Genomic DNA, 15,672 nt, shown 5'->3' on the forward strand with positions numbered 1-15,672 from the left:
TAAAAACGAACAATCATGAAAAACCTTTTTACCCTTAGTTTAATCCTAATTTTTACCGCTTCATCCTACGCGCAATGGGGCAAACGCATAAAAGGAAACGGAAATGTAGTAACCATAGAACGGAATACGGGAGATTATGATGGAGTTAGTGTTGCCGGATGGTTTGATGTTGAATTGGTAAAAGGTAAAGAAGGAAACATAACCCTTAAAGGAGAGGAAAACCTACTAGAATATATTATTACTGAAGTTGAGAACGATAAATTGGTGGTAAAAGTTGAAAAAGGGGTAAACCTTAAATCATCTAACTGGAGAAACGGAATTTCTATTACAATACCAGTAGAAGAAATTAGTGAATTGAGCATGTCTGGTTCTGGAGACATTAGTAGCTCCGTGGTTTTAGATAGCGATAATCTTGATATTAGTATGTCTGGGTCCGGAGATTGCGCCCTGGAGGTACAAGCCAAAAATCTAGAAGTAAGATTATCTGGATCGGGCGATTTAAAATTTGCAGGAAACACCACTAATTTTGACGTCACGGTATCAGGTTCCGGAGATATTTCTGCCTATGAGCTAGAAGCAGATAATGTGGAAGCTACCGTTTCTGGCTCAGCGGACATAAAAGTGACCGCAAATAACGCCATAGAGGCTAGAGTATCTGGTAGTGGAGATATTACCTACAAAGGTAACCCTTCTAGGGTAAGAACAAAAAGCTCTGGCTCCGGAGACGTTTCCAAATACTAGAAAAAATATACCAATCAAAAAACGAAGCCCTAATCTCTGGATTGGGGCTTTTTTTCTACTCTGGTTAATAAAAAAGCACCTACCAAAAAGAATACCCCTAAAAAGATAATAGCATTACGCATGCTACCAGTAATCTGTGCAACCAAACCGTATAGCAACGTACCAATTACGATTCCTATTTTTTCCGCTACGTCATAAAAACTAAAGAAAGAGGTAGTATCCGTAGTGTCTGGCAAAAATTTTGAATACGTAGATCTAGATAATGCTTGTATACCGCCCATAACCAGACCAACGAGACCTGCTGCAATATAAAAATCCATTGGAGTTATCAAGAAGAATGCATAAACACATAGACCCAGCCAAAATATATTAATTGTTACTAAAGTTTTAATATTTCCAAACTGCTTAGAACACCAAGCAGTAACAGAAGCACCCAAAACCGCTACAATTTGAATCACCAAAATACTGATAATTAAACCTGTGGTTCGTTCACTATCCGTACCCCACTGTATTTCTTCCTCTCCAAAATAAGTTGCAATAAGCATTACGGTCTGCACCGCCATACTATAAACAAAGAAAGCACCTAAGTATCGTTTAAGGCTGGGCATTTCTGTTAATTGCCCCCAAACACCTTTTAATTCTAAAAAACCATTTAAGATTACATTTTTTCGCTCACCCTCCTTTTTAAAACCATTGGGTAGGTGTTTAAATGTATATTGGCTAAACAAGGCCCACCAAAAACCTACAGTTACAAAAGAATACTTCATGGCCTTAACCTCAGCTACATCACCACCAGTAGCAGAACTGTCTGTAATACCAAACACTTCTGGCTTCATAACCATGGCAAGGTTAAACAACAATAGAATAACACTACCAATATAGCCCAAGGAAAAACCTTTTGCACTTATACGATCTTGCTGCTCTGGAAAAGCTATATCTGGCAAATAGGAATTGTTAATGGCAAAACTTACCCAAAAACCTACCAAACCAAAAAAATAACAAACCAACCCAAAATAAATATTCTCTAAAGAAAACCAATACAGACCAGCACATGAAAGCGCACCTAAATAGCAAAAGAATTTTAAGAATAATTTTTTGTTCCCTAAATAGTCTGCAATACCAGAAACCAGTGGCGTAACTATAGCTATAAAAACAAATGCGGCAGATGTAACATAACTAATTAGGGGAGCTCTTGCTATTTCATATCCAAAAACGGCTACTTTCTCAATTTCTGCAACTCTAAAAAGTGCACCGTAAAAAATTGGAAATATAGCGGATGAAATTACTAAACTGTAAACGGAATTGGCCCAATCATAAAAGGCCCATGCGTTTAGTAATTTTTTTTCTCCTTTTAATGCTAAAACTTCAGTCATGGTATAAAAAATAAAAGCTGCTTCAAAAGCAGCTTTCAATATAAAGAATTGTTTTTTTACTTAAAGGATGTAACACCAAATTTAGCAGCCTCTTGTTTTGCCGCAGGTGCCCATTGTGTTAAATTGGCAATACGGGTGTCGTTAGAAGGGTGCGTGCTCATGAATTCTGGTGGGGCTTGCCCTCCACTCTTAGCTTTCATACGCTTCCAAAGTTCTGCTGCCTCATCAGGATTGTAACCTGCTATTGCCATTATTTGCAACCCTATACGGTCTGCCTCGGTTTCATGGCTTCTACTAAATGGCAACATTACTCCCAATTGTGAACCAATGCCATATGCCTGATTGAACATATTTCGTTTTTGGGGGTCTTGGATGGCAACATTACCAGCTACCGCGCCAATTTGTTGCAATGTACCTGCGCTCATACGTTGGGCCCCATGATCGGCCAGAGCATGTGCAACTTCGTGCCCCATAACTACGGCAACCCCTGTTTCGCCTTGGCAAATAGGTAAAATACCCGTGTAAAAAACTATTTTACCCCCTGGCATGCACCAAGCGTTTACCGTTTCATCATTAACTAGGTTATACTCCCATTTATAATCCTTAAGATAGCCGGGGTAGCCATTGGCATTTAACCAACGTTCTGCGGCGGTGGCAATACGTTGCCCTACCGTAGTAATCATTTTTGCTTCTGCAGTTCCGGTAATTACCTTGTTTTCTTCTAAAAACTGATCGTACTGGGCAAAAGCCATGGGGAAAATTTGTTGATTTCCATAAAAGTTCAACATTTTCTTACCCGTAAAAGGATTGGTCTTACAGGCAATTACGCCTATAAATACCAATAGGGTTAGACCTATCTTCTTCATAATGGTATATTTGTGTTTAATGGTAATTTACAATTTTTTATTCGCCAATCAAGTGAATTGCCGTCATATCCTTACTTACTTCAATAGCATTATTGCCATTATACTTTAAGGACTCAAAACTTACCACTTCATTGTCTACTTCAATTTCTTTTATTTTAAAGGGTAAACCATGAAACTGAATTTTAAAATTCTCATAGGTGGTTGTAAATGAACCATCTTTAAATTGCTGTATGATAAGCTCATTAGGCTTCCCGGTTAACCTGAAGTTTCTTAGACTATACCTACCCTTCTTATAATCAAAACCTTCTAATTGGTCTTCGTAAATAACAGAATCTTCTTTTCCTTCTTTAAAATAAACGTCAATTTTAAGTTCTGTTAGCTTTTTCTCGCCCACATACTGTTGTACCGGATACTTAGGTATCATTGCGCCTTCTTTGATAAAAAGCGGAATACGGTCTAACGGAGCTGAAACCCATTTTTCAACGCCCCCTTCTACCAACTCATCTGTCCAATAATTATACCATTTCCCTTTTGGCACGTACATTCTCCTGCCTTGTGAATTTGGTTCTTGTACCGGGCATACCAGAATTTGTTCACCAAATAAAAACTCGTCTGTTCTAAAATGGGTCTGGGTATCTGCTTGATCATAATACACCAAAGATTGCAACATTGGCACACCATTTTCAATATACTTGTAAAAGGCGGTATATAAGTAAGGTAATAGCTCATAACGTAGCTCTATAAATTTGCGCACAATATTGGTTACTTCTTCACCAAAAGACCATGGTTCTTGGTCTCCATGATCGCCACTGCTGTGTACCCTACAAAATGGGTGAAAAACCCCTAATTGAATCCACCTGGCAAACAATTCGCCATTAGGTTGTTCCGCAAAACCACCAATATCCGAACCTACAAAGGAATAACCACTCATACACATACGCTGCATCTGTACATTTGCAATCCACAAATGTTCCCAAGTAGCCACGTTATCTCCTGTCCACGTAGCACAGTACCGCTGTGTTCCCGAATATGCTGCCCTAGTTAATACAAATGGACGCTTTGGGAAAGTATATTTTTTAACACCATTATATGTTGCCCTAACCATTTGCATGCCATACACATTGTGTGCTTTTCTATGGCTACATGGATGCCCGTCATAATCATGGCGAACATCTAAATTGGCCGTTTTGGTGGGCACTTCCATAATGGCAGGTTCGTTCATATCATTCCAAACACCATGTACTCCCATGTCGGCAATCATTTCTTTATAAAGTGTTGCCCACCATTCCCGTACTTTTGGATTGGTAAAATCTGGAAACTTACATTCTCCCGGCCATACCTTGCCTTTAAAATGCGGTCCGTCTGCACGCTTACAGAAAAAATCATTTTCCATTGCTTGCTGGTAAATGTCGTATTCCCGGTCTATTTTTAGACCCGGATCTATCATGGTTATGGTTTTAAAACCATCTTCCTCCAATTCATCTATCATTCGTTTAGGGTCTGGAAATTTTTGATTATCCCAGGTAAAACACCTAAAACCATCCATATAATCAATGTCTAGATAGATAGCATCACAAGGAATTTTTAAATCCCTAAATGTTTTTGCCACCTCTTTAACCTTGCTTTCTGGGTAATAACTCCATTTTGATTGATGAAAACCCAGAGCCCACATTGGAGGCAGCTCTGGAACCCCGGTAAGGTCTGTGTAAGCTTCTACTACTTGCGAAATTTTAGGACCGTAAAAGAAATAATAGTTCATTTCTCCACCGTCTGCCCAAAAACTGGTTAAGTTTCTACGCTCATGCGCAAAATCAAAGTATGTACCAAAAGAATTATCAAAGAAAATTCCGTAGGCCTTTTCGTTATGTAGACCAATATAAAATGGTATAGACTTATATAATGGCTCTTGGTCTTTGCCGTAGGCATAAGAATCCGTAACCCAATTAGAAATTCGTTTTCCTTTTAGATTGGTATGGGAGGCTTTGTCTCCACCTCCATAAAAACTTTCTCCGGACTGGGTAATCTTGGTCATTTTAACCACATTACCACCGTAATCAAAATTTTCCTCCCAATGGAATCCGTTATCGTCTTGATTTATGATATTCCCTTCTAAATCTGATATGGTAATTTTAAGATTCTTCTTAGCTACACGTATAACCACCTTTGACGTAGCAATACTAAAAGAGGTATCTTTTTCTTCTACTTCTAACTCATTATAACCCGTGTTTACTTCTGAGCTTATTGCGTAAGAGAAATCTGGTTCAAAGGCAAATTCTGTTGCATATCTAAAACGCACCATACTATCCCTAAGAATGGTTATTTCAAGTAACACACCATTCTGAGTGGTAAAATAGACCTTTTCATTATCGTGCTTAAAATCTATTATATTGTTGGGATACTGATTGCCCCTTTTTTCAACTTCTGTATTGGTAATCATAGGCTAATGATTTTATATACTAACAAAAAAAGTGTTTTCCCATGACACCGGAAAGCAACTTTATAACTCATTTACAACTAAAACGTTATAGTTAACACGATTACTGCTTATAGACCAAAATACCTAGCGGTGGAAGGTTTAATTCTACGCTATTGGGCCTACCGTGCCAACCTTGCACACTGGGTTTGGCGGTTTTCTTTCCTATTCCGCTGCCCCCATATGCTTTATCATCGCTATTAAACAGTAATTTTAGTTTGGTATTGTTTGGCACGCCTAATTTATATTTTTCCCTAGGCACTGGAGTAAAGTTGCCTATAATTATAACTTGTTCTTCTTTAGTATTTCCCTTGCGTATATAGGAAAGTACAGAGTTTTCCGCATCATTCCATTCTATCCATTCAAAACCTTCCGGGCTAAATTGCTTTTGATATAATGCAGGTTCTTTTTTATATAATTTATTTAGATCCTGAATTAGTTTTTGGATGCCACTATGAAAATGGTATTGGGTTAAATGCCAATCTAAACTTTGTTGAAAATTCCATTCGGCTGTTTGGCCAAACTCTGCCCCCATAAAAATTAAATTAGCACCAGGATGGGTAAACATGTACCCAAAAAGCAACCTTAAATTGGCAAATCGTTGCCATTCATCTCCGGGCATCCTGTAAATCAAAGATTGTTTACCGTATACCACCTCGTCATGAGAAAAAGGCAGCATAAAATTTTCGGTAAAGGCATAAGTCATGCTAAAGGTTAAATCGTTTTGGTGATGCCTTCTGTAAATGGGTTCTTTTTTAAAATACTCTAAGGTATCGTGCATCCACCCCATCATCCACTTCATACCAAAACCTAAGCCCCCTAAATGTACAGGTTTAGATACACCGGTAAAAGCGGTAGATTCTTCTGCTATGGTTTGTATACCTTCAAAACTGGCGTAGACCTCAGCATTCATTTCCCTAATAAAAGACATGGCTTCCAAATGCTCGTTATTACCATACATGTTTGGTTCCCATTCTCCTTCTTCCCTAGAATAATCTAAATAAAGCATGGAGGCAACGGCATCTACCCGTAAGCCATCCACATGGTATTGATCTAGCCAAAAAGCGGCATTACTAATTAAAAATGCCCTAACCTCGTTACGGCCGTAATTAAAAATTAAACTTTTCCAATCTGGATGATAGCCTTTTCGCCTATCTGGGTGTTCATATAAATGTGACCCATCAAAATAACCTAGACCATGTGCATCTTCAGGAAAATGAGAAGGCACCCAATCCAATATTACTCCAATACCTGCCGCATGCAAGGCATCTACCAATTCCTTAAACTCTTCTGGTTTACCAAAACGTGAAGTAGGGGCAAAATAACCTGTTAATTGATATCCCCAAGAAGGATCATAAGGATATTCCATGATAGGCATAAATTCCACATGGGTAAACCCCATCTTTTTAACGTAAGCTACCAAATCTGTTGCAAGTTGCTTGTAAGATAAGAATGAGTTGTCCGCGTTTCGCTTCCAAGAACCTAAATGTACCTCGTATACAGAATACGGTCTATCTAATGCATTATGGTTAGCCCTGGTATGCATCCATTCTTGGTCTTTCCAGGTATAATCTGCCTGCCATACCACAGATGCTGTTCTTGGCGGATGTTCACAAAAACGGGCAAAAGGGTCCGCCTTTTCGGTAATAGTCCCTCCATGAGACTCTATTTTGTATTTATAAATTTCCCCTTGCGAAATATGGGGTATAAAACCTTCCCAAATACCACTACTATCCCAACGCACCATTAGTTGGTGAGTACCAGCATCCCAATTGTTAAAGTTACCTACAACAGAAACCGCTTTGGCAGAAGGCGCCCAAACCGCAAAATAAACACCAACTACACCCTCCACGGTGGTTATATGTGAACCTAGTTTGTTATAAAGCCTAAAATGCTTTCCCGCCTTAAAAAGATTGATATCAAATTCAGTGAAAAAACTATGCGGTAAAACATTTGCCATAAAGATGAGATTAAAGATTTGTACAATATTATACAACTTTACACAAGATAGTAAAACTTAGATTGCAAAGCTTAGGTAAAATTTTTGGAACGATATTTGTTTTTCTACCTAAACAAGCAAACAACAAATTACAAATCATTAAATCAATACACAATGACAAAATTGAAATCACTTTTAGGAATTTTTGCAATAGCATTACTGGCATTTGGCTGCCAAGGCCCCGAAGGACCTCCTGGTAGGGATGGTTTTGACGGATTAAATGGTTCAGACGGTGCCAACGGCGTAAACATATTAGGACAAGTAGTAGAAATTCAGGGGTCTTTTACCCCAGAAAACGATTACTCGTTATTCTACTCATTTGCAGATGATGGCATTGAGGTTTTAGAATCTGATGTTGTTCTTGTTTATCTACTTTGGGAAGAAATTGAAGACCCAGATGGAAATATTTCGGTTTGGAGACCAATGCCACAAACCAGGATTCTTGACCAAGGTTTACTGCAGTATAACTACGATCATACTTTTTTAGATGTAAGTCTATTCTTAGAGTCAGATTTTGATTTAGGTACATTACAGGCGGGAGACACCCAAAATCAAGTATTTAGAATAGCAGTTGTACCTGCTGAGTATGCCAATAGCGAAGATTTTAACCCGGCCGACTTTAATAGTGTAATGAACGGGCTTAACCAAGACGTAAACTCCATAGAAAAGGTTAGTGTAAATTAGCCTTTAACAAACATATATTTTAAAACCACACTTGTTATTTTTACGTAACTAAAGTGTGGTTTTCTTTTTAATTGAAAGGATAAACCCGTTTAAACGACATATTGAAAAAGAAAAAGATGGGAAAAAAATTAGCTGTAATCGTATTTGGAATTCTTACCGCGTGCAACGGTATTTCGCAAAAAAAAGATTCTGAAGAAAAAAAAGAAGTAAAAGAGTATAAAGTTTCCAAAACAGATGCGGAATGGCGCAAGGAGCTCACGGATATGGAATATTATATTTTAAGAAGAGCGGGTACGGAAAATGCTTTTACCAGTGAATTATTAGAAAACAAAGAAAAAGGAACCTATGTATGTGCCGCTTGCCAAACACCTTTATTCAAGAGCGAACACAAATACAAATCTGGTACAGGGTGGCCTAGTTTTTATCAAGAAATTGAGGGCAATGTAGGTTTTGATACCGATTATAAAATTGGGTACGCCCGTACCGAAGAACATTGTGCCACCTGTGGGGGCCATTTAGGACATGTTTTCAAAGACGGACCAGAACCTACCGGTGAAAGACATTGCATTAATGGTGCGGCCTTAGATTTTGTTCCATCTTCTTAAAAAAGTTTTAGAATGAAAAAATATCCTATAGATAAATCAGAGGCAGATTGGCAAAAAGAATTAGATTCAGATTCTTACTATGTATTGCGCCAAAAAGGTACGGAACGCCCGTTTACCGGCACTTATAATTTACACTTTGAAGATGGCGATTACCACTGCAAGGCATGTGGGGCAAAACTATTTGAAAGTAACAATAAGTTCCAAAGTGGCTGTGGATGGCCCTCTTTTGATCAAGCAGTAGAAGGAGCCATAGAGTACATAAGAGACACCTCTCACGGGATGATTAGAACCGAAACATTGTGTGCAAATTGTGGTGGGCATTTAGGACATGTCTTTAACGACGGGCCTAGAGAAACAACAGGCCAGCGTTACTGCATCAATAGTTTAAGTTTAGATTTTAAGAAAGAAGAGTAATCCTCAATTAGCATAAGAATCTAAAAAGCTCGCCTTAAGCGAGCTTTTTTATTGTACAAATAGGAGCTAAAACGCTATTGTTACCACAATAAATGTTAACAATAAACAACAAGAAAAGGTAAGGTTTATTAATTGCCATTAACCTTGACCTAACAATACCCAAAATCTTGTGATAGTTCATTATCTTTGCAATCGATTTTTAAAGACAACTTAAATAAGTAAATCAATGAGCAAATTCGATGTTATAGTTTTAGGAAGCGGACCTGGAGGTTACGTAACTGCAATCCGTGCTTCTCAACTTGGTTTAAAAACCGCCATTGTAGAAAAAGAAAACCTAGGAGGTGTTTGTTTAAACTGGGGGTGTATACCTACAAAAGCATTGATAAAATCTGCTCAGGTTTTTGAATATTTAAAGCATGCAGAAGATTATGGTCTAAGTGCCAAAAAAGTAGAACATGATTTTGATAAAGTTATAGACCGTAGTAGAAACGTTGCCGACGGAATGAGCAAGGGAGTTCAATTCTTAATGAAGAAGAACAAAATTGAAGTTTTGAACGGTTACGGCATGGTGCAGGCTGGTAAAAAGGTAATTGTAAAAGGAGAAAACGGCGATGCGGCAACTTATAGCGCTGACCATATTATAATTGCAACGGGAGCAAGAAGTAGAGAATTGCCAAGCTTACCACAAGATGGTAAAAAAGTTATTGGCTATAGAGAAGCCATGACCTTAAAAAAACAACCTAAAAAAATGATTGTTGTAGGTAGTGGCGCCATAGGAATGGAATTTGCCTATGTTTACAATTCTTTAGGCACCGAAGTAACCGTTGTAGAATACATGCCAAATGTTGTTCCGGTAGAAGACGAAGATGTGTCCAAACAATTAGAGCGCAGCTTTAAAAAGTCAGGAATTAAAATAAAAACCAATGCCGAGGTAACTAAAGTTGATACCAGTGGTGACGGCGTAAAAGCTACGGTAAAAACAGCTAAAGGAGAAGAAGTTCTAGAAGCGGATATTGTACTTTCTGCCGTTGGTATTAAAACCAATATTGAAAATATAGGGTTAGAAGATGTAGGCATTGCTACGGATAGAGATAAAATATTGGTGAACGATTATTACCAAACCAACATCCCGGGTTATTATGCCATAGGTGATGTTACCCCAGGACCAGCATTGGCTCACGTAGCTTCTGCAGAAGGTATTTTATGTGTAGAGAAAATTGCCGGGATGCATGTAGAAGCATTGGATTACGGCAATATACCAGGTTGTACCTATTGTATGCCAGAAATTGCATCTGTTGGTCTTACGGAAAAGCAAGCCAAGGAAAAAGGTTACGATATAAAAGTGGGGAAATTTCCATTCTCTGCTAGCGGAAAAGCAAAAGCTGGAGGTAACGCTGAAGGTTTTGTAAAGGTAATTTTTGACGCAAAATATGGGGAATGGTTGGGATGCCATATGATTGGCGCCGGTGTAACCGATATGATTGCCGAAGCCGTTGTAGCTAGAAAACTAGAAACTACCGGTCATGAGGTATTGAAAGCGGTACACCCACACCCTACTATGAGTGAAGCGGTTATGGAAGCCGTAGCTGCTGCTTATGACGAAGTAATTCACTTATAAACACATATAAGTAATAGAAAAACAAAACCGCCAAGTACATTAACTACTTGGCGGTTTTTAATATTAATACTATGATTAAAGTCTTTAGACTAACTGCTATTTTAGAAGGAATATCCTACTTGTTGTTGTTTGCATTTACCATGCCCTTAAAATACTGGGCAAATATAGGAGAGCCAAACAAACACGTGGGCATGGCACATGGTGTACTTTTTATTCTCTTTGTAGTTTTAGCCGGTATGGTTTGTTACCAATACAAATGGAGCATAAAAAGGTTTATTATATTCTTTATTGCCTCCTTATTACCATTTGGCACTTTTTATGTAGACCAGAAATATCTAAAAGACTTACAATAGAAAGCTATTGATAGCTAAATCATAACTGTTGAGCCCAAAGCCTAAGATTACCCCTTTGGCCACTGGAGAAATATAGGATTGGTGCCTAAATTCTTCTCTAGAAAATGTATTGGAAATATGTACCTCTACCACAGGAGTAGTTACCGCTCTAATTGCATCTCCTATACCAACAGAAGTATGGGTGTATGCGGCAGCATTTAAAATAATACCATCGTACTCAAAACCAACCTCTTGAATTTTATCAATTAATTCGCCCTCAATGTTACTTTGGTAATATTCTAATTGAGTGTTTTTAAATTTAAACTGAAGTTCAGAAAAATAATCCTCGAACGTTTTGCTACCGTAAACCTCTGGCTCTCTTTTGCCCAAGAGATTTAAATTGGGACCATTAATTATAATTAGTTTCATTCTTGTATTTTATGAAAGCTTAAACTGGTTTGCTCACCTTCTTTTAGATTGCTCATTAATTCTATAACCCTATTATCTATTTCCACTTCTAATTTGGCCGTATTGGGCGCAATTGTTCCCTCATTTTGAGCCACAATCTTAAGAGTAGTAATTGGTTTTTCCAAATTCACGGATAAAGTATAACTTTTATTAGTTACTTCTTTATTTTTCAGCAGTACGGCATCATCAAGATAAATAGAAATTTGGTCGCCATCTTCTTTGCCTACGTCTACAACCCTAAGTGTTATTTGATTACTTTTGGTAAAAATGGAGGTTTTCTCATTTGCCTTGAGCATGTTTAAACGTCTTTCATCTATTGTTTTTGTCATGCTCGTTATCGCCTTAATACTATCTGGCACAACTTTAGCCTTTTGTATTTTTTTATCTATTCGTTTAGCTTTTTTATAAATCTTATCTATAGATTTTACATTTAATTCCCCGTCTATACAAGCAAAACCATCTTCATACCTACCTACAAATTGTCCTTGGATTATATCTTCTTTTTCTAAACTACTTACTTTACCAGAAAAATGTACAAAACAAAAGTCATACGTTTCTACATCAGATTTGGTGTATTCTATACCAAATTCTTGAAATTTTAAAGTGTTGTTTTCTGGATAATAATTTCCAGTAACATAAGATTTGGTTTCGTGCGCCCCGCCTAAATCGGTCACCGAAAACCCTGACACCTTTTCTCCCTTAAGCTCTAATAGTAAACGATAGGCAACGTGTACGGTATCTTTTAGGGTTAAAACTCCTAAAAATTCATGCTTTTGCGCCTGTAAATGGCTTACAGTGCACAATAAAATGAATAGCGTTAAAAGGTTTTTATGCAATCTGTACATTTATTTAATTAAAAAACTAGTATTATGAAATTAAAATTCCTCTTTACATTTTTATGCATGATTTTTATGCTAACAAGTGTTTCTGCATCCTTTCCTGTTAAAAGGCATCAAACTAATAACGAAAGTAACGAATTAATTGAAGTTGCCGTAGCTGATTTAGAAACTCCTGTAGCTGCTGCTTCTTACAACAAATGGGTAGCACTTGGCCTGTGGTTTTTCTTAGGTTTCTTTGCCGCACATAGATGGTACGCTGGTAAACCAACAGGATACAATATCTTATTTATCCTAACCCTAGGAGGTTTAGGGGTATGGTGGGTAATAGATTTGGTGAATATCCTTAATGACACCTTTCCTAATTAGATTTTGAAAAAAATTAAGAATAAAAAAAGCAGTGCCAAGGCACTGCTTTTTAGTTGTTGATTAAGTAATTTATTAGTCGAAAGCGTATCTAAAGCCTAAAGCAAATGCTCCAGCTTCAAAACGGTTTCCGTCAAAACCATCACTCAATCCTAAGATAGGTCTCCAACTTCCAGAAAAAGCTAAAGGCACATTAGGGATCTTAAAATCCAAACCTACATGTGGTCTTAAAGAAAATTGTGTATCAAAATCTTTAATTAACCAAATGCTTGGTCCTGCTCCTGCAAACCACTGTAAACCATCTGCGCCAGAAAACTGACCGTGATAAGAATACAAGAAGGTTAAAGCAGTTACCTGATCCTCAAAACCAAGATCAAATTGTCCTGCATTGTTTTCATCAAAAAAGTACTTACCACTTGGTCCAACAAAGGTAAAACCTTCTCCTAGATCTAATCCTAAACCAATGGCTCCTTTATAGTTTTGCGCTTGAGCAGTTAAAGCCAAACCAAAAACTAAGGCCAATGAAATTAAAAGTCTTTTCATAATATGTAGTGTTTGTTGTTGAAGCTTCAAATGTATATAATTCAACATTAAATAAATCTTAAGAATTAAAAATTCTTAAAACTTATAACCAACACCAAAGGTTAAGTATTTACCCTTAGCTGTAAGGTCTAAATCACCCGAGTAAGAATTGTTAACTTGGAAAGTGTATCTCCCTTCTAAAAAGAGTCCAAAAGGGAAATCATAACCTAAACCTGCACCTAATCCTAAATCAAATGCACTAGCATCTTCTGGTAAATCTTCTAAAGAAAAACCGAATTGAGGACCCGCTTGAAAATGCAATCCATCGGCAACAAAAATCTTAGCCATAACTGGAATAAAAATAGCAGAACTCTCATCTATATTGGCGTAAAGTAGTTCTGGTCTAATTCCAAATTTTTCAGTGATAGAGAAATCACCAACTACCCCAATGTAGAAACCTGTACTGCCATCTACATCTTGTTTTTCACCTTCAAATTTTACAGTTGCATCTGCATTAAATAAACCTGCAGTTACACCAAAAGAAGTGTCTTGTGCATTAGCGCCAATGGTAATACCTAGTATTGCTACTAAAGAAAATAATAAGTTTTTCATAATAAATTAAGTTGTTTGATTATATATTAAAACGTTACAATATTAATAAAATAACTCTTACAACTCTTATTTATTACAGTTAGTCCTTAAAATAGAAAAACCAAACTTAGATTTACAGAAGACCAATCTACGGCCTCATCAGAAATACCGGTATAAGAAAATTCCAATGCAGAAGTATCGGACATTCCAATACTTACCGTAGGTCTATAATAAAAACCACCTTCCGTAATTTCATCTAACCCAAAAGCATAACCAACATCGGCACCAAAATTAAAACCTTTAGAAGCATATAATCTTACAAGGCCCGCAACGGGTAAATACTGAATGTTTGGAAAATCTGCTTCAACTTCTACAAATCCTTCAGAAATGGACTCTGTTTTGCCAAAATAGTTTATAAAACCAGTAGCAAACCCTAAATCCAGAATCTTATCTACACCATAATGTTGCTGTAAGTCTATCCCTAAACCAAAATTAGATATATCACCTGCATCACCAAGGGGCATGGAAACCTGTAAACCTGCTTTAAAAAATGAACGGTCTACCTTTTGTGCATGTGCAGCAATAATTGTAGTTAAAAGAATGAAGAATAATACTAGTCGTTTTTTCATGGTTGATTAATTTTATCACAAATTGCCTGCTTTACAAACTATTACCTAATAAAAGTTGCCAGTTTTTCATTTTATGTGGTATAGAATTAAATACGTAAGGTTTAGTTTTAAAGAGTATAACCATTGTATATTTATTTTGCTTTAATTAAAGGACATGAAACTTTACTCGTAAAACACGCGTAGTTTGTACTTAAAAGAGGTAGTTTATCTTTTACAAATTAACAGTACAATTTAGTGTATATCTTTGAAAAATGAATTGGAACCAAGCACTGGTAGCTTATAAAACCTATTTAAAATTAGAAAGAGGACTTGCGGATAATTCCATTGCCAACTACGTAATGGATGTAGAAAAACTAGTTCGATTTCTGGAAGAAAAGAAACTAACGGAACTACCCTTAACCGTAGATACGGAAACCCTTAAACAATTTATTTATGAAATTGCCAAATTGGTTAACGAGCGTTCACAGGCACGTATTATTTCCGGCATAAAAAGTTTTTTTAACTATTTGGTTTTTGAAGACCTTAGGGAAGACAACCCTACAGATTTAATAGAGTCGCCTAAAATTGGTAGAAAATTACCAGATACCTTGTCCTTAGATGAAATAAACAACCTAATTGCCGCGATTGATTTATCGCACCCGCAAGGTGAACGCAACCGAGCTATACTTGAGACGCTTTATGGCTGCGGTTTACGGGTATCTGAGTTGATTAATTTAAAATTATCAGATTTATATTTTAATGAAGATTTTATACAAGTTACCGGAAAAGGCAATAAACAACGATTGGTGCCCATTGCAGACATCAACAAAAAATATATTCTAATTTATCTGGAGCAAATACGGGTGCACCAAGCTATTGCTCCAGAGGCCACGGACATATTATTTTTAAACCGAAGGGGCAAGCAATTAACCAGGGCCATGGTTTTTACCATTGTAAAGCAACTGGCTGAAAAGATAGGACTAAATAAAACCATTAGCCCACACACCTTTAGGCATTCTTTTGCCACCCACCTATTAGAAAATGGAGCAGATTTACGTGCCATACAACAAATGCTTGGCCATGAGAGCATTACCACAACAGAAGTTTACATGCATGTAGATAGGACCCATTTAGCCAAAGTGCTAGAAAAATTTCACCCTAGAAGTACAGACTAAA

The 15,672-nt window shown here is 37.1% G+C and carries 17 protein-coding genes; 8 read left to right on the forward strand and 9 right to left on the reverse strand.

Annotated features, from left to right (window positions below; all coding sequences use genetic code 11):
- The first annotated feature begins 15 nt into the window (after positions 1–15).
- Complete coding sequence (locus ACXAGS_RS12545; protein WP_474907159.1) at positions 16–741, forward strand: head GIN domain-containing protein; 726 nt, start codon at positions 16–18, stop codon at positions 739–741.
- Positions 742–770: 29 nt separating this feature from the next.
- On the opposite strand, the gene ACXAGS_RS12550 is transcribed toward ACXAGS_RS12545, so the two are convergent.
- From ACXAGS_RS12550 to glgB, 4 genes are all read right to left on the reverse strand, one after another.
- A complete protein-coding gene (locus tag ACXAGS_RS12550; protein WP_474907160.1) occupies positions 771–2,114 on the reverse strand; it encodes an MFS transporter in 1,344 nt (447 codons plus the stop codon).
- A 56-nt stretch (positions 2,115–2,170) separates the two neighbouring features.
- Positions 2,171–2,980, reverse strand: a complete 810-nt coding sequence (locus ACXAGS_RS12555) for a M48 family metallopeptidase (protein ID WP_474907162.1) — start codon at positions 2,978–2,980, stop codon at positions 2,171–2,173.
- 37 nt (positions 2,981–3,017) lie between these two features.
- Positions 3,018–5,417, reverse strand: a complete 2,400-nt coding sequence (locus ACXAGS_RS12560) for a glycoside hydrolase family 31 protein (protein WP_474907164.1) — start codon at positions 5,415–5,417, stop codon at positions 3,018–3,020.
- 100 nt (positions 5,418–5,517) lie between these two features.
- On the reverse strand, positions 5,518–7,413 hold the full coding sequence (gene glgB / locus ACXAGS_RS12565; RefSeq protein WP_474907165.1) for a 1,4-alpha-glucan branching protein GlgB: 1,896 nt from the start codon (positions 7,411–7,413) through the stop codon (positions 5,518–5,520).
- A gap of 153 nt (positions 7,414–7,566) precedes the next feature.
- Here glgB and ACXAGS_RS12570 point away from each other — a divergent pair, with 153 nt between their 5' ends.
- From ACXAGS_RS12570 to ACXAGS_RS12590, 5 genes are all read left to right on the forward strand, one after another.
- Positions 7,567–8,136, forward strand: a complete 570-nt coding sequence (locus ACXAGS_RS12570) for a collagen-like triple helix repeat-containing protein (protein WP_474907167.1) — start codon at positions 7,567–7,569, stop codon at positions 8,134–8,136.
- Between the two features lie 116 nt (positions 8,137–8,252).
- Entirely contained in the window at positions 8,253–8,741 is a 489-nt protein-coding gene (msrB, locus tag ACXAGS_RS12575; protein WP_474907168.1) for a peptide-methionine (R)-S-oxide reductase MsrB, read from the forward strand.
- Positions 8,742–8,753: 12 nt separating this feature from the next.
- Entirely contained in the window at positions 8,754–9,155 is a 402-nt protein-coding gene (msrB, locus tag ACXAGS_RS12580; protein ID WP_474907169.1) for a peptide-methionine (R)-S-oxide reductase MsrB, read from the forward strand.
- Between the two features lie 226 nt (positions 9,156–9,381).
- Entirely contained in the window at positions 9,382–10,773 is a 1,392-nt protein-coding gene (gene lpdA / locus ACXAGS_RS12585; RefSeq protein WP_474907170.1) for a dihydrolipoyl dehydrogenase, read from the forward strand.
- 71 nt (positions 10,774–10,844) lie between these two features.
- On the forward strand, positions 10,845–11,126 hold the full coding sequence (locus ACXAGS_RS12590; RefSeq protein WP_474907172.1) for a DUF3817 domain-containing protein: 282 nt from the start codon (positions 10,845–10,847) through the stop codon (positions 11,124–11,126).
- Here the strand turns inward: ACXAGS_RS12590 and aroQ are convergent.
- Both aroQ and ACXAGS_RS12600 read right to left on the reverse strand, forming a co-directional pair.
- Complete coding sequence (aroQ, locus tag ACXAGS_RS12595; RefSeq protein ID WP_474907174.1) at positions 11,118–11,534, reverse strand: type II 3-dehydroquinate dehydratase; 417 nt, start codon at positions 11,532–11,534, stop codon at positions 11,118–11,120. The genes ACXAGS_RS12590 and aroQ overlap by 9 nt on opposite strands.
- Positions 11,531–12,418 (reverse strand): hypothetical protein, encoded by an 888-nt coding sequence (locus ACXAGS_RS12600; RefSeq protein ID WP_474907176.1) that lies wholly within the window; start codon positions 12,416–12,418, stop codon positions 11,531–11,533. Before ACXAGS_RS12600 ends, aroQ begins: the two co-directional genes overlap by 4 nt.
- Before the next feature lie 24 nt (positions 12,419–12,442).
- On the opposite strand from ACXAGS_RS12600, the gene ACXAGS_RS12605 reads away from it, so the two are divergent.
- Entirely contained in the window at positions 12,443–12,778 is a 336-nt protein-coding gene (locus ACXAGS_RS12605) for a TM2 domain-containing protein (protein ID WP_474907178.1), read from the forward strand.
- 72 nt (positions 12,779–12,850) lie between these two features.
- On the opposite strand, the gene ACXAGS_RS12610 is transcribed toward ACXAGS_RS12605, so the two are convergent.
- The 3 genes from ACXAGS_RS12610 to ACXAGS_RS12620 all read right to left on the reverse strand — a co-directional run bounded on the left by ACXAGS_RS12610 (position 12,851) and on the right by ACXAGS_RS12620 (position 14,517).
- Positions 12,851–13,318, reverse strand: a complete 468-nt coding sequence (locus tag ACXAGS_RS12610; protein ID WP_474907180.1) for a hypothetical protein — start codon at positions 13,316–13,318, stop codon at positions 12,851–12,853.
- Between the two features lie 75 nt (positions 13,319–13,393).
- Positions 13,394–13,909 carry a porin family protein gene (locus ACXAGS_RS12615; RefSeq protein ID WP_474907181.1) on the reverse strand — a complete coding sequence of 172 codons (516 nt, stop codon included), beginning with the start codon at positions 13,907–13,909 and terminating at the stop codon, positions 13,394–13,396.
- Positions 13,910–13,995: 86 nt separating this feature from the next.
- Positions 13,996–14,517: a hypothetical protein gene (locus ACXAGS_RS12620; protein WP_474907183.1), complete on the reverse strand. Its 522-nt coding sequence runs from the start codon at positions 14,515–14,517 to the stop codon at positions 13,996–13,998.
- Positions 14,518–14,768: 251 nt separating this feature from the next.
- On the opposite strand from ACXAGS_RS12620, the gene xerD reads away from it, so the two are divergent.
- Complete coding sequence (xerD, locus tag ACXAGS_RS12625) at positions 14,769–15,671, forward strand: site-specific tyrosine recombinase XerD (protein WP_474907184.1); 903 nt, start codon at positions 14,769–14,771, stop codon at positions 15,669–15,671.
- The last annotated feature ends 1 nt before the right edge of the window (position 15,672 follow it).

Source organism: Croceivirga sp. ABH4_376 (assembly GCF_056160685.1).